Here is a 13,607-nt window from a genome sequence, read left to right as displayed (position 1 = left end):
GTCAGGACGCGAGGAAGCGCAGGACCGTCTCGTTCCACTCGTCCTTGTGCGAGGCGAGCACACCGTGCGGGCCGCCCTCGATGACGTGCGTCTGCGCGTTCGGGATGGCGGCGGCGGTGCGCTGACCGGACGCCTCGAACGGCACGATGCCGTCCGAGTCGCCATGGATGACGAGCGTCGGGACGTCGATCTTCGTCAGGTCGTCGCGGAAGTCCGTCGTCGCGAAGGCAACGGTGCAGTCGAGCGTGCCCTTCGGCGAGGCGAGCTCGGCGATCGACAGGTCGTACGCACGCTGGTCGTCGCTCACGAGCGGCTTCTTGAGCAGGCCCGGCTCGCCGCCCGCCGTGTAGAACATGTCGACGAACTGGTGGAGGAACGCGGGACGGTCGCCCGTGATGCCGTTCGCGAACCAGTCGGCGAGGTCCTGGTCGACCGCGCCGTCCGGGTTGTCGTCCGACTTCCACAGGTACGGCGGCACCGCGCTGGCGAAGACGAGCTTCTTGATGTTGCTGGTCCCGTACCGCGAGGCGTAGCGCGCGAGCTCGCCGCCGCCCATCGAGAACCCGATCAGCGTGACGTTCGACAGCCCGAGCTCGGTGATGAGCTTGTCGAGGTCCGCGGCGAACGTGTCGTAGTCGTACCCGCCCCAGGGCTGCGAGGACTGGCCGAACCCGCGGCGGTCGTAGGCGATGACGCGGTGGCCGGCCTCGACGAGTGCCGGGATCTGGCCCTCCCACGAGCGGCCGGAGAGCGGCCAACCGTGGATCAGGACGACCGGGTCGCCCGAGCCGAAGTCGTCGTAGTGCAGGTCGATGTCGTGGCCGTTCTCGGCGCCGACGGTGATGAAGGGCATGATTCCTCCTGTCGTGGTCCTTCCAGGGAACGCGGCTGATGCAACTCCCTGCACCCTGGTGCTCCCTGGAGGTGCGGCGACCGGACAGTGAACGTCGGCTGTGGAGGTGGGAGGATCGGTCGGTGACCGACCTGGCGGAGACGACCCGTGCCTCCCGGCCGGGGCTGTCGTCCCGCGTCCGTCGCCTGCTCACGGTCGGCCTGGAGGGACGGCACAGCGGGTGGACCGCTCCCCTCCTCGTGTGGCTGGCTTCCCGCGTGGTCAGCACCGTCCTGCTGCTCACGGTCTGGCTGCTCGCCACCGCGCACGGCTGGCGGTTCGCGTCGTACCGACGCGAGGGGACCTTCACGGCGTTCCTCGGGTCGTGGGACGCGTCGTTCTACCGGACCATCGCCGAGCACGGCTACCCGACGACGCTGCCCACCGACGCGGCGGGCCACGTGCTGCCGAACCCGTGGGCCTTCCTGCCGGTCTTCCCGGCGCTGTCGCGACTGGTCCAGCCCCTGGTCGGCGGGTCCTTCTGGGCCGCCGGCGTGCTCGTCGCCACGCTCGCCGGAGCCGGCACGTGCGTCGTGCTCTGGCACCTGGTTCGCGCGGCGACCGACGAGCGGCGGGCGACCCGGGCGACGGCGCTCTTCGCGTTCGCGCCGACCGGGTTCCTGCTGCAGGTGGCGTACGCCGAGAGCACGTTCCTGCTCCTGCTGTTCGGCGGCCTGCTCGCACTGGTGCGCCGGCGGTACTGGCTCGTGCTGCCGCTCGGGCTCGTGGCGGCGTTCACGAAGCCGGGGGTGCTCGCGCTCGCGGTGGCCCTCGCGGTGCACCTGGTGGTGCGGGTCGTCCGGGAGCGCCGGGCGCTGCCGGTGCGCGACGCGGTGGCCATCGTCGTCGCCGGGCTCGGGGTCGCGGCGACCGGCCTCGCGTGGCCCGTCGTCGCGTCGGTGGTGACGGGGCGGCCGGACGCCTACCTCGAGACGGAGACGTCCTGGTGGGTGGGGTTCGTCGGGCGGCAGCACTTCGAACCGCTGACGCCCTGGTTCCGGATGGCCTCGACGTGGCTCGGGCCGCTCGGCGTCGTGCTCGTGGTGGGTGTGCTCGCCGCCGCGGTGTGGGTCTGGACCCGGCGGGGCGTCCGCGCCCTCGGGACGGACGTCGTGGCGTTCACGGCGTCGTACGCGCTGTACCTCGTCGCGGTGTTCCTGCCGCAGCAGAGCCTGCCGCGACTGCTCCTGCCGACGGCGCCGCTCCTCGGGGCGGCGGGCTTCACGGGGACGCGGCGGCGGACGGTCGCGTGGCTCGTGGTCGGGGTGTGCCTGCAGCCGGTCGCGGTCGTGCTGCTGTGGTTCCTCGGGTTCCCCTGAGCACGCGCCGGCGGGTGGGGCGGAGGTCGCGGTCGCCGCGGTCGAACCACGGTTCCGACGTCGAACCAGGGTGGGCGGCTGGTTCGACGTCGCTTCCGTGGTTCGTCCCACGTCGTCGGAGCCGCCCCGCGCGGCCCTACGCGTCGAACGTGTGGAACCAGGCGGTGCCGCCCGGGTGCTGCACGGTGATCATCTCGTCGAGGTCGCGGTAGGGCCCGTCCTGGTTGTGGCTCGCCGACTTGATCCGGACGGTGCCGTCCGGCTCGGTGAAGACCTCGGAGACGATCGTCACGTGGTCGGGCGACTGGTTGTCGTTCCAGTCGTAGAACACGATGTCGCCGACCCTGACCTTGCTCCGCTCGTCGAGGGAGCGTCGGGTCAGCCCGAACTCCGCGGCGTTGGCGGTCATCCACGGTTCCATCGCCGGGCAGTACGTCCAGGTGGCGCTGTGCTGGGCGCCGCCGGCCCGGTTGTACCAGTCGGAGCGCTGCTGCCACCCGCGGGCGACCAGGGTCTGCGACACGTAGTTCGCGCAGTCGCCACCGATCGGGTTCATGGTGCCGTACTCGGCGAGGTTGTAGTCGGACCAGTACCGCATCGCGTACGCGAGCTGCCGGTCGACGTCGGTCAGCGCCGCGTAGGCGACCGTCGTCGTCGCGACCGCCGTCGACGCGTCCGGGACGGGTGCGGCCGTGGGCGTCGGGGTTGCGGTCGTCTGGTCCTGGGTCGCGCCGGCCTGCCCGTCGTTCGCCGCGCTGCCGTTGCCGTCCGACGACCGGTTGGCGGACGGACTCGGCTCGACCGCCGTCGTGAAGAGCGCGACGTCCGCCGAGCCGGGCGTGTACATCGCCTGGTGCGGAGCCGTGAAGGTCACCTTCGTCGCCGAGGCCCGCACGTCACGCGCCGCGATCCCGCCGACCGTCACCCCGCGGACCTCGGCCAGGCCGGTCCCGGCGACCGTGACGGTGACGCCGCCGGCGAGCGGGACCTGTGCGGGCTCGATCGACGAGGCGGCCGGGCGGGCGCTCGACGACGACCCGCCGTCCTTGCCACCGGAAGCTGCCCCGGACGAGCTCGACGATCCGGACGAGCCCGACGGGCTCGACGTGGCGTCGTCGCCGCGGGAGCAGGCGGCGACGGCGAACCCGATGCCGGCGACGCCGGCGAGGGAGAGCAGGGAGCGGCGGGTGAACGAGGCAGTCATGTCTGCACCAGGGTAGGCGACGGTGCGGCAGGATCACCGGAAGCGCACCACCGACCGGAAGGACCGCCACCCGCATGCCCGAGAGCCACGACTTCTTCGTCGCCGCCGACCCCGACTCCACCCGCCTCCGGGTCCGCGACGCACTCGTCCGTGAGGGCTACGCCGTCGAGGACGCCGCGCAGGGCGCCCTGCGTGCGACCCGCGGCAGCCTGGGCGTCACCCTGTTGATCGGGGCGCTGGCGGGCGAGCGGACGTTCCACACCCGGCTCGACGTGCAGCTCATGGTCGCACCGGACGGGAGCACGGTGGCACGGCTCCTCCGCGGGTCCGGGCGGGCGGTGCTGAAGGGCGGGGCGATCGGCGTCGCCCGCGGCACCCGGGCGTTCGAGCAGGCCGCGAACGCGATCCACGCCGAACTCGCGCGCGCCGGCGTCCTGACGGACAGCGCTCCGAGCTGACGACGGACCCTCGGGAACGCAGAAGGCCACCCGGTCCGGGTGGCCTTCGTGCATCTGGTGGAGCTAAGGGGATTCGAACCCCTGACCTTCTCATTGCGAACGAGACGCGCTACCAACTGCGCCATAGCCCCAAGTGCTCGACCACACTAGCACCACCGTGAGCGCGATCCGAAATCGGGACGCGGCGGCCGGGCGTGCCGCGGCGTCAGACCGCTCGACGTCGACGCATGACCGCGTCGAGGTCGGTCTGCCGGTAGTCGTCGTCGCCGATGACGCCCATGCCGGCCCAGCGGCTCGGCGTCGCGGTTTGCTCGGGCTCGAGAGCCGTGGCAGCTCACCACCGTGAGCGCGATCCGAAATCGGGACGCAGCGGCCGGGCGTGCCGCGGCGTCAGACCGCGCGACGTCGACGCATGACCGCGTCGAGGTCGGTCTGCCGGTACTCGTCGTCGCCGATGACGCCCATGCCGGCCCAGCGGCTCGGCGTCGCGGGCTGCTCGGGCTCGGGCGCCGCAGCAGCCGGAGCGGTTGCTGCGTCCGGCGAGGCCGGAGCGGTGGACGCGTCGGCGGACGCGGGTGCACGGAGCCCGAGCCGTTCCGCCAGGCGCCCCTGGTCGTGCGACGACAGCGAGGCCGCGGCCTCCTCGACGTCGGCACGCAGGCGGGACACCCGCGCGAGCGACGGGTCCTGCTCCCCCGCGCGGATCGCCGCCGCCTCGGCGTCTGCCTCGGCCTTCGCCGCGGCGACGCGCTCCCGCAGCCGGGCGGCGAGCTCCGCCGACGACTCCGGCGTGGGCGCCGGCGCCGACGGCCGCTGCACGTAGAGCGGCTTCGGCACACCGGCCGGGGTCCAGCTGCGGTCACGGGCGGGTCCGGCGGGCTGCTCGGCGGACAGCGGCGGCGCCGGGTCCGTCCAGGTGGCGGCCGGACGGGAGGCACGGGTCGCCTCCGCAGCCCCGGCCGCGGCACGCGCCTTCCGCGCCTGCGCCACCTGGTGCAGCTGCGCGAGGACCGCTGCGGACCCGCCCGCGGCGACGAGCCCCGCGACGGCGACGAGCCACGCCCCGGGTGCCGCGACGAGGACGACGAGCGCGACGACGATCCCGAGCGTGCCGAACAGGGTCGCGCCGAGCCGGGACCGACGCATGCGCATGGCGGTGAGCGCGGGGACGGACGAGACGCGCTCGAGCGTCGGCTGCTGCTCGGCCAGACGCCGGGTGATCTCCCGCTGCCGCGCCGCCTCGTGGGCGCGGACGATCGCGGTGCGCTTGGCCTCCTCGGACCGGGCGACGCGCTGCGCCTCGGCGAGGGACCGTGCGTTCATCTCGACCCGGACCTCGTCGGGGAGCTCGGCGGTCTGGGCGAGGATGCGCAGGGTCTGCTGCAGCCGGATCGCGTTCCGCTCGGTGGCGAGGTACTGGCGACGAGCCGCCCAGGACGGCATGAGGTAGACGACCCAGAGCACGGCCGCGATGAGCAGGACGATGCCGCCGCCCCAGGAGCCGATACCTGCCATGGGGCCACGGTAGGGGTGCGGGTTCCCCCGGCCGCTGATTGCCGGACGCGTGTTGCGCGAGTCGCGACGGAATCCGTCGGAGGAGGCGGTGCCTCCCGTCCGTCAGCTGCGGTGCGTCAGATCCGGGGGCGCGTGTCGAGCGGGACCGCCGCCTCGTCGCGCGCGGCGAGCGGGACGCTGCCGACGCCGGACGGCACCCGGCCGGCGACCCAGCGGTCGAGGACGCCCTCGCGGACCTCCTCGGCCACGAGCGCGAAGCAGAAGTGGTCGCGCCAGTCGCCGTTGATGTGGATGTAGCGGCGGCGCAGGCCCTCGAACCGGAAGCCGAGCTTCTCGACGACGCGGAGGCTCGGGGCGTTCTCCGGTCGGATGCAGATCTCGACGCGGTGGATGCCGACGACGCGGAAGCAGTGGTCGACCGCCATCGCGACGGCGATCGGGGTGACGTTGTGCCCGGCGGCGTCCTCGACGACCCAGTAGCCGATCGACGCGCTGCCGAGGGACCCGTAGGTGATCCCGGAGACGTTGAGCTGCCCGACGAAGCGGCCGTCGAGCTCCATCGCGAACGGGAGCCCGAGCCCCGCCCGGGCGTTCGCCTGGAGCGCCCGGATGCTGCCGCGGACGTCGGTGGAGACGTGCCCGGAGGGGTTCGTCGCCTCCCACGTCCGGAGCCACGACCGGTTGGTGGCGAGCGCGACGTCGAGGTCGCGGGTGTCACGGAGCCGGAGGGGCCGGATGGTGACCCGCCCGTGGGACAGGGTCGGGATCGTCGTCATCGCTGTGGTTCCTCCGGTGCCCGGTGGTCGACCGGGTGGATGCACGAACGGGCCCGGGGGCGACCCCGGACCCGTTCGTGACGGGGTGGCTACTCTCCCGCGTTGAAGTCCTTCAGCCAGGCCTTGAGGTCCGGGCCGAGGTCGTCGCGGTCCGAGGCGAGCTGCACGATCGCCTTGATGTAGTCCAGCTTGTCACCCGTGTCGTACCGGCGTCCACGGAACACGACGCCGTACACGCCGCCGGTCCACTCCTCGGCGCCCGCCATCTTCATGAGCGCGTCGGTCAGCTGGATCTCGCCGCCCTTGCCCGGCTCCTGCTTCTCGAGGACGTCGAAGACCTCGGGGCGGATGACGTAGCGGCCGATGATGGCGAGGTTCGAGGGGGCTTCGCCCTGCGGGGGTTTCTCGACCAGGCCGGTGATCTTCACGACGTCGTCGGTGTCGGTCTCCTCGACCGTGGCGATGCCGTACATGTGGGTCTGCGACTCGGGGACCTCGAGGAGCGCGACGATCGTCGCGTTCTTCTGGCCCTGCACCTCGATCATGCGCTTGAGCAGCGGGTCGCGGGCGTCGATGATGTCGTCGCCGAGCAGGACGGCGAACGGCTCGCGCCCGACGTGCATCTTGGCGCGGAGCACCGCGTGGCCGAGGCCGAGCGGGTCGCCCTGGCGGACGTAGTGCATGTCGGCGAGGTCGGTCGACTGGTTGACCTTCTGGAGCTTCTCGTGGTCGCCCTTCTTCTTGAGGGTCTCCTCGAGCTCGGCCACGTGGTCGAAGTGGTTCTCGAGTGCGTTCTTGTTGCGTCCGGTGATCATCAGCACGTCGGTGAGTCCGGCGCCGACGGCCTCCTCGACCACGTACTGGATCGCCGGCTTGTCGACGACCGGGAGCATCTCCTTCGGCATCGCCTTGGTCGCGGGGAGGAAGCGCGTGCCCAGGCCTGCGGCCGGGATCACCGCCTTCGAAATCTGGAAGCCCATGCGGATGAACGTACCGGACGACCACTGAGCCGTGGCATGGGCCTTTCGGGGGACACGGCAAGCCGCGTCCTGCGGCGGGAAGCCGCAAACCCGGTCTCGGTAGACTCCCCGCCATGACCGCCGATCTCGGGAACGAGAAGCGCGCCCTGCGAGCCGAGCTCCGGCAGCGGCGGCGCACCCGGACCACGACCGAGCGCGACACGGACACCGTGGGGCTGACCGCCACGCTGCAGCGCTTCGTGGAGGAGCGGCAGGTCCGCTCGCTTGCGCTCTACCTGTCCGCCCCCGACGAACCCGACGTGCGTCCCTTCCTCGTGTGGGCGCACGAGCACGGCGTCCGGGTGCTGCTGCCGATCACCCGCGAGGACGGCCTGCTCGACTGGGCGGTCGGCGACGGCTCGACCGAGCAGCAGGGCCTGCACGGCATGCCCGAGGTGGTCGGCGAGCTGCTCTCCCCGCTCGCGCTCGGCGACGTCGACGCCATCCTCGCGCCGGCGGCCGCGGTCGGGCACGACGGTTGCCGGATGGGCTGGGGACGGGGTTACTACGACAAGACCCTCGGGTCGATGGCGAACCGCCCGCCCGTCTATGCTGTGATCTTCGACGCGGAGTACCTCGACGAGGTCCCGCGCGAGGCCCACGACGAACCCGTCGACGGCATCATCACGCCGTCGCGCATCATCACCTTCCGGAGCTAGGGTGCCCACCTACTCGTACCGCTGCACCGAGTGCGACAACGCCTTCGACGTCAAGCAGTCGTTCTCCGACGCCACCCTGACCGAGTGCCCCGTGTGCGGCGGCGCCCTGCGCAAGGTGTTCTCGCCTGTGGGCGTCACCTTCAACGGCGGCGGGTTCTACCGCACCGACTCGCGGTCGACGCCGAAGGCCGAGGGGTCGTCGTCGGCGTCCGGCACGTCGTCGACGAGCGAGCCGAAGAAGAGCGAACCGAAGAAGACCGAGTCGAAGCCGGCCGCTCCCAGCGCTTCCTGACGGACGCTCGCCACCGTCGGTACGGTGGGGTCTCCTCGACACGGAAGGAGGCCCGCGTGAAGGGCTTCAAGGAGTTCCTGCTCCGCGGGAACGTCATCGACCTGGCCGTCGCGGTCGTCATCGGTGCCGCGTTCACCGCCATCGTCACGACGATCGTCAACGCGCTCATCAACCCGCTCATCGGCGCGGTCTTCAACGCGTCCTCGCTGGACGAAGCGCTCAAGGTCGACATCCCGACGGTGAGCGGCGGCAAGCCCGCGACCCTCTACTTCGGCGCGATCATCGGCGCCGCGCTGAACTTCGTGATCGTCGCCGCGGTGGTGTACTTCGCCCTGGTCGTCCCGGTCAACCGGCTCAAGAAGATCGCCTTCGAGCGGGTCAAGAACGACGAGCAGCAGACGCCGCAGGACGTCCCGCCGACCGACGTCGAGGTGCTGCTCGAGATCCGCGACCTGCTCCGGACGCAGAACGGCGTCGCGGCGGACACCGGCGGCGGCGCGCACGTGGCCCCGTCGACCGCGCCCGAGGGTCCGGGCATCGGCGGCTCGACGAAGCTCTAGTCGCGTCGAACCACGGAACCGACGTCGAACCACGCTGCAGGGCGGGTTCGACGTCGGTTCCGTGGTTCCACGAAGACGGAGGCGGGGCGAAGGCCGGCCGGCGGCTCAGGCCGTGCGGGACACCGTGCGGTGCTTCGCGGCGAGGGCCGCGGCGTACTGGGCACCCGCGATGACGTGGCCGATCGTGCCGAGCCAGACGAACACGAGCGCGAGCACGCGGATCCAGTCGTACTGCGACGCCCACGACGTCGAGGAGAACAGCAGGAGCGGCAGCCCGACGAAGAGCAGCGCGGACCGGATCTTGCCCGTCCACGTGACGTCGAGGTCGGGGTTGCCGCGGAACCACAGCCACGAGAGCACGACGAGCACCAGGTCCACGAGCACGATGATCGCCACGCTCGGCCACGGCAGCAGGCCGACGAGCACGAGCGAGAGCACGATCGCGATGATCGCGAGCCGGTCGGCGATCGGGTCGAGGGCCTTGCCGAGCTGCGACCCCTGGTCGAACTTCCGGGCGATGAACCCGTCGGCCCAGTCGCTGACGCCGAGCACGACGAGCGTGACGAGCGCCCACCCCGGGTGACCGGCGACGACGAACCCGATGAACACGGGGATGAGCACGAAGCGCACGAGCGTGATCAGGTTCGGCCACGTCTGCCAGTCGGGTCGCTGTCGCGCGGTGTCAGTCATCGCCCCCAGGCTACCCGTCACCAGTGCGGGGGCACGTCCCCCCGGAGTCGGGCGTCGTTCTCGCCCTCGCGGTGGCGGGCCGGTTCCGGCGGCGCGGCCGGGTCGTAGCCCGGCACCGGGCGGGTGGTGACGCGCCTGCCGGGGCGGGAGGCGCCTCCCGGCCGTGCCGCCGTGTCGTCTGCAGGACGGACGCCGTCATCCGCAGCGGGGACGCCGTCGGCCGCGGGGCGGACGGGAGGCGCGGCCTCCGCCGCGTCGTCGGCCCGCGTCCACGTGCCCACCAGCTGGTCGGTCTCCGACGTCACCGGCCCGGCGGCGCGGGACGCACGCCGGGACCGGGTCATGGGCGAGCGGGGCCCGGAGCGGGCACGCTGGGATGCATCTCCGGCCTGCTCACCGGCGAGCGGGGATCGGTGGGATGGAGATCTCCTGCGTGGCACCCCGGTCGACACCGAGGACCGACGCGACCGTGTCCGCGACGCGGTCCGGGTCGGAGAACAGCTGGAAGGCGTGCACGCGCACGTAGTGCCACCCGAGTCGGCGGAGCACCTCGGGCCGGAGCCGCAGCGTCTCGCGCAGGGAACCGCGGACCAGCGAGGCGTCCGTCTCGATCGTCACGCAGACACCGCCGTGCGCGGCCACCAGGCCGAGCTTCCCGCGGTGGCCGAGCGCGACCGGGATGCCGCGCATCTCGAGCCGGCGGGCCAGGTCGACGAGCAGCGGGTCGGAGTCGTCCGGCACGTACTCGGCCGCCGTGCGGGCGCGGACCTCGGCGAGGATCTCGGCCAGCGCGACGGTGCCGTGGCCCATGCGCTCGGCCTCGATGTCCGAGGGCTGGAAGCAGGTGACGATGATCATCGAGCGGCGCGCCCGGGTCATCGCGACCGCCAGCAGGCGCTCCCCGCCCGGCTTGCCGAGCGGACCGAAGTCGCGGAGCACCCGACCGTGCGGCGTCCGGCCGTAGCCGATCGAGAACACGACCCGGTCGCGGCTCTGGGCCACGGACTGCTCGAGCGTCGCGACGATGAACGGCTCGGCGCGGTCGCCGATGACGAACTCGGTCAGGTCCTTGTGGCCCTGCGCCGCGGTGAGCACGGCCTGCTCGACGCGGACGGCGTGCTTGGCCGAGGCGGTGATCACCATGAGCGACTCGGTCGGCCGGGTGCGGGCGTGGTCGAGCACGAGCCGGACGACGCGGTCGACCTCGGCGTCGACGCTCTCGACGGCACCGGACTCCGGGTCCGGCACGGCCTTGCCGTCGCTGACGTAGTCGATCGCGATCGAGCCGTGCCCGAGGAACGACCCGGCCCACGGCAGCGACTCGATGCGGCCGCCGTAGAAGCGGCGGTTCACGAGCTCGGCGAGGTCCTCGCCGCCGGCGCGGTACGAGCGGGTGAGCGACAGCGTCGGCAGGAGCGTCGACAGCTTCGCGAGCGCGGAGTCGGCGTGCAGGGCGTCGAGCGTGCCCTCGTCGACCTGCAGGGCACGGCGGTCGGGGTCGACGGCGATGCCGAACGGCGACGGGGTCTGCGTGACCGGGTCGCCGAAGACGACGGTCTGCCGCGCACGACGGACGGCGCCGACGGTCTCGGCGATCGTGACCGCACCGGCGTCGACGAGGATCACCGTGTCGAACGGCATCGTGTCGGCGATGTCGGGCACCTCGTACGGGCTCGCGAGCCAGACCGGCGCGATCGAACGGGACAGGTGCGGCGCGGAGTCCTGCAGCAGGCGCGAGGTGATCGCGCCCTCCTTGAGCTGCGTCTTCAACGCGGTCGCCTCGTCCGGCCAGTCGACGAGGCCGACCTTCCAGTTCTCGGCGAGCTGCCACGCCAGGCCCTGCGAGACCCCGGCCGCGTGCGCGTCGTCCACCAGGCGGAAGTCGGCCTCCACCCGGTCGAGCATGTCGGTGTTGCCGCCGAGCAGTGCCCGGTCGGACTCGAGCATCGTCTCGAGCGCGGACTGCCACCAGGCGAGCTCGAGCTCGGCCGGCACCTGCAGGTCCGGCACGTGCCGGTTCGCCAGGTCGGTGATGAGCGGCTCGAGCTGCAGGTCGCGGAGGGTCTGCATGAGCTCGGTGCGCTCCTGCAGGTTGTGCAGGACGTCGGACTCGGCGGCGAGCTCGGCGATGGTCGGCACGAGCTCGTCGATCGGCAGGTTCGCGAGCTGCCGGTCACGGTCGGTGCGGCCGAGGGGCTCGTCGAGCCGCGCGAGGTCCTGCACGACGTTCGAGAAGAGCACCTGCACGTCGCCGATGCCCGTGGGCACCTCGGGGTTCACGCCCGCGGCGACGTACCGCTGCCAGAGCACGCGCTGCTGCTGCACGCGGGTCAGGGCCTCGTGGAGGTCGGACACGTGCACGCCGGGGCGGACGTACTCGCGTGCCAGCTTCTTCAGGCGACGACGGTTCGTCGACGACATCGGAGCGCCCTCGCCCCGCGGTGCGGTGGCGGCGACGAGCTCGGAGACCGACCGGTCGAACACGACGGGCAGGAAGCGGTCGAGGGTGTCGCGGATCTCGGTGAGCAGGCGGAGGTAGATGCCGAGCTCGTTGATCGTCGTGAACTGCCGCATCCGGGTCGTCGCGACGAGGTCGTGCGCGCGGCGGAGCAGCGTCGGCAGGCCCTCGGTGTCGAGGTCCTGCGCCGTGCGGTGGGCGCGCTGCGCGCCGTCGCTCGAGCCGAACTTCGCGCCGTACCAGGGCGAGTCGTCGGGGCCGTAGCGGAACTCGCCGAGGTTCGCGGCGCTGACCATCGTCTCGGCGACGCGCGAACGCCCCTCGACCATGCTCGTCACCGAGCGCTTCGACAGGCGCGCCGTGGTGGACGGCGGCACCGGCAGGAGCGACAGGCGGGACAGCTCGACGAGGCAGTCGAGCACCGAGACGCCGAAGTCCGCGTCGACCCGGGTGAGCGAGCCGCGGTAATCGGTGAGGACCTTGCGGAGACGGACCAGGGCGTCGTCGACCTCGCGGAGGTTCGGGCGCTGCGACTTCTCGTTACGAGCGATCGCCCGGACGACATCACGGCGCAGCGTGGCCGGGGTGACGGCGACGCCGGGCAGCTGGACCTCGGCGAACCGGGCCGCGATCCCGCGGAGCGTCGCCCGGCGTGGGCTGACCACGAGGACGCGCTTGTTCGCCGCCACGAGGCCGCCGAGCGCGTTGACGATGGTCTGCGTCCCGCCGGTGCCCGGCAGCGTCTTCACGACGATCGAGTTGCCGGCCGTGATCTGCGCGATCACGTTCTCCTGCTCGTCGTCGGCGTCGAGGAGCAGCGTGTCCGTCTCCGGGCTGCGCTCGTCCGACGGGGTCTGCTCGACCGGGTGGTAGGACTGCTCGACCTGCCACTTCGCGCTCGGGTTGCCGGCGAGGGCGTCGAGCACGGGGTGCGACAGGTCGCCGGTGTCCTCGACCATGCCGCTGGCGACCTCGGCGAAGGTCGACACGACCAGGCGCGCGTGCACCGAGAAGCCGGGGATGTGCGCGGTCAGGCCACGGAGCCGGTCGATCACCGGGTTCGGCGTGAACGAGCCGTCCTGCTGCGCGAGCGCGACGAAGGACTGCGCGTCGAGGATGACGCCGTGCTGCTCGTGCAGCGCATCGGCGAGGCCGGGGTTGAGGACGGGCTCGCCGAGCAGGCGCACCTCGAAGTCGCGGCCGTGGCGACGGATCGCGAGCGGGCGCAGGAGCACCGGTCCGCGGAAGTGCTCGTCGCCGTGCTGCCAGTCCGCCATGCCGATGCCGAGCTTGACGGCGTCGATGCCGCGCACGGTCGCGAGCTCGGTGCCCTTCGCCTCGACACGGGCGGCGGCGATGCGGGCGGCGCGCAGCGCCACCTCGTCGCGGATGAGGCTCGACAGCAGCGTCGTCTTGCCCGTGATGAACTGTGCGAGTCCGCCCGGGTGCGTCGTGGACAGCTCGATCCGGGCGCGCGGGTGGTCGCTGAAGTGGGTGAGCGGGCTCGTGCCACCGACACCGGTCAGCTGCGTCCGCCACGCGTCCCACGTCGGTTCGGCGGCGTTGCCGGCCTGGAGGCGCGGGTCACCCAGGCTGATCGCCTGCGGGCTCGTGAGCTGCAGCTCGGGACGCAGGGTGCGGTCCGGCTCGTCCGTCACGACGGTCTCCTGCTGCTGCCCGGCCTCGGGCGTCGGGGCAGCATCGACGGGGACGTCGTCGTTTCCGTCGTCCGCGCCGTCGGTCACCCTGTCTCGCCACACATCCG

Annotated in this window: 12 protein-coding genes and 1 tRNA gene; 5 read left to right on the top strand and 8 right to left on the bottom strand. The window is 72.4% G+C overall.

Annotated elements, in window-relative coordinates; genetic code table 11:
* Position 1: 1 nt before the first annotated feature.
* Positions 2-853: an alpha/beta hydrolase gene (locus AB0N84_RS03455; RefSeq protein ID WP_289459663.1), complete on the bottom strand. Its 852-nt coding sequence runs from the start codon at positions 851-853 to the stop codon at positions 2-4.
* 122 nt (positions 854-975) lie between these two features.
* On the opposite strand from AB0N84_RS03455, the gene AB0N84_RS03450 reads away from it, so the two are divergent.
* Positions 976-2,211 carry a hypothetical protein gene (locus tag AB0N84_RS03450; protein WP_363543740.1) on the top strand — a complete coding sequence of 412 codons (1,236 nt, stop codon included), beginning with the start codon at positions 976-978 and terminating at the stop codon, positions 2,209-2,211.
* Between the two features lie 136 nt (positions 2,212-2,347).
* Here AB0N84_RS03450 and AB0N84_RS03445 read toward each other — a convergent pair whose 3' ends face one another.
* A complete protein-coding gene (locus AB0N84_RS03445) occupies positions 2,348-3,415 on the bottom strand; it encodes an amidase domain-containing protein (protein WP_182048107.1) in 1,068 nt (355 codons plus the stop codon).
* A 74-nt stretch (positions 3,416-3,489) separates the two neighbouring features.
* On the opposite strand from AB0N84_RS03445, the gene AB0N84_RS03440 reads away from it, so the two are divergent.
* Positions 3,490-3,873 carry a hypothetical protein gene (locus tag AB0N84_RS03440; RefSeq protein WP_182048106.1) on the top strand — a complete coding sequence of 128 codons (384 nt, stop codon included), beginning with the start codon at positions 3,490-3,492 and terminating at the stop codon, positions 3,871-3,873.
* Positions 3,874-3,928: 55 nt separating this feature from the next.
* Here the strand turns inward: AB0N84_RS03440 and AB0N84_RS03435 are convergent.
* The 4 genes from AB0N84_RS03435 to galU all read right to left on the bottom strand — a co-directional run bounded on the left by AB0N84_RS03435 (position 3,929) and on the right by galU (position 7,144).
* Positions 3,929-4,004 (bottom strand) — tRNA-Ala (locus AB0N84_RS03435).
* A 259-nt stretch (positions 4,005-4,263) separates the two neighbouring features.
* Positions 4,264-5,388 carry a hypothetical protein gene (locus AB0N84_RS03430; protein ID WP_363543737.1) on the bottom strand — a complete coding sequence of 375 codons (1,125 nt, stop codon included), beginning with the start codon at positions 5,386-5,388 and terminating at the stop codon, positions 4,264-4,266.
* Positions 5,389-5,504: 116 nt separating this feature from the next.
* Complete coding sequence (locus AB0N84_RS03425) at positions 5,505-6,164, bottom strand: GNAT family protein (protein WP_069711290.1); 660 nt, start codon at positions 6,162-6,164, stop codon at positions 5,505-5,507.
* Between the two features lie 89 nt (positions 6,165-6,253).
* The gene (galU, locus tag AB0N84_RS03420) at positions 6,254-7,144 is read right to left on the bottom strand and encodes a UTP--glucose-1-phosphate uridylyltransferase GalU (RefSeq protein ID WP_069711291.1); all 891 of its coding nucleotides are present in this window, start codon (positions 7,142-7,144) and stop codon (positions 6,254-6,256) included.
* Between the two features lie 113 nt (positions 7,145-7,257).
* Between galU and AB0N84_RS03415 the strand changes: the two genes are divergently transcribed.
* Genes AB0N84_RS03415 through mscL form a run of 3 tightly spaced genes read left to right on the top strand, consistent with a single transcriptional unit; the run spans position 7,258 to position 8,694 of the window.
* Positions 7,258-7,842 carry a 5-formyltetrahydrofolate cyclo-ligase gene (locus tag AB0N84_RS03415; RefSeq protein WP_069711292.1) on the top strand — a complete coding sequence of 195 codons (585 nt, stop codon included), beginning with the start codon at positions 7,258-7,260 and terminating at the stop codon, positions 7,840-7,842.
* 1 nt (position 7,843) lies between these two features.
* Positions 7,844-8,134, top strand: a complete 291-nt coding sequence (locus AB0N84_RS03410; protein ID WP_069711293.1) for an FmdB family zinc ribbon protein — start codon at positions 7,844-7,846, stop codon at positions 8,132-8,134.
* 56 nt (positions 8,135-8,190) lie between these two features.
* Entirely contained in the window at positions 8,191-8,694 is a 504-nt protein-coding gene (mscL, locus tag AB0N84_RS03405) for a large conductance mechanosensitive channel protein MscL (RefSeq protein WP_182046195.1), read from the top strand.
* 105 nt (positions 8,695-8,799) lie between these two features.
* On the opposite strand, the gene AB0N84_RS03400 is transcribed toward mscL, so the two are convergent.
* Together AB0N84_RS03400 and AB0N84_RS03395 are read right to left on the bottom strand one after the other, a co-directional pair.
* Entirely contained in the window at positions 8,800-9,384 is a 585-nt protein-coding gene (locus AB0N84_RS03400) for a CDP-alcohol phosphatidyltransferase family protein (RefSeq protein WP_289459673.1), read from the bottom strand.
* A gap of 393 nt (positions 9,385-9,777) precedes the next feature.
* Positions 9,778-13,500, bottom strand: a complete 3,723-nt coding sequence (locus AB0N84_RS03395; RefSeq protein ID WP_363543767.1) for an AAA family ATPase — start codon at positions 13,498-13,500, stop codon at positions 9,778-9,780.
* Positions 13,501-13,607: the final 107 nt, after the last annotated feature.

Origin of the sequence: Curtobacterium sp. NPDC089185, assembly GCF_040685235.1 — a bacterium.
Lineage (GTDB): Bacteria > Actinomycetota > Actinomycetes > Actinomycetales > Microbacteriaceae > Curtobacterium > Curtobacterium citri.
The sequence above is the reverse complement of the archived record's forward strand: the minus strand, read 5'-3'. Positions and strand labels throughout refer to the sequence as shown.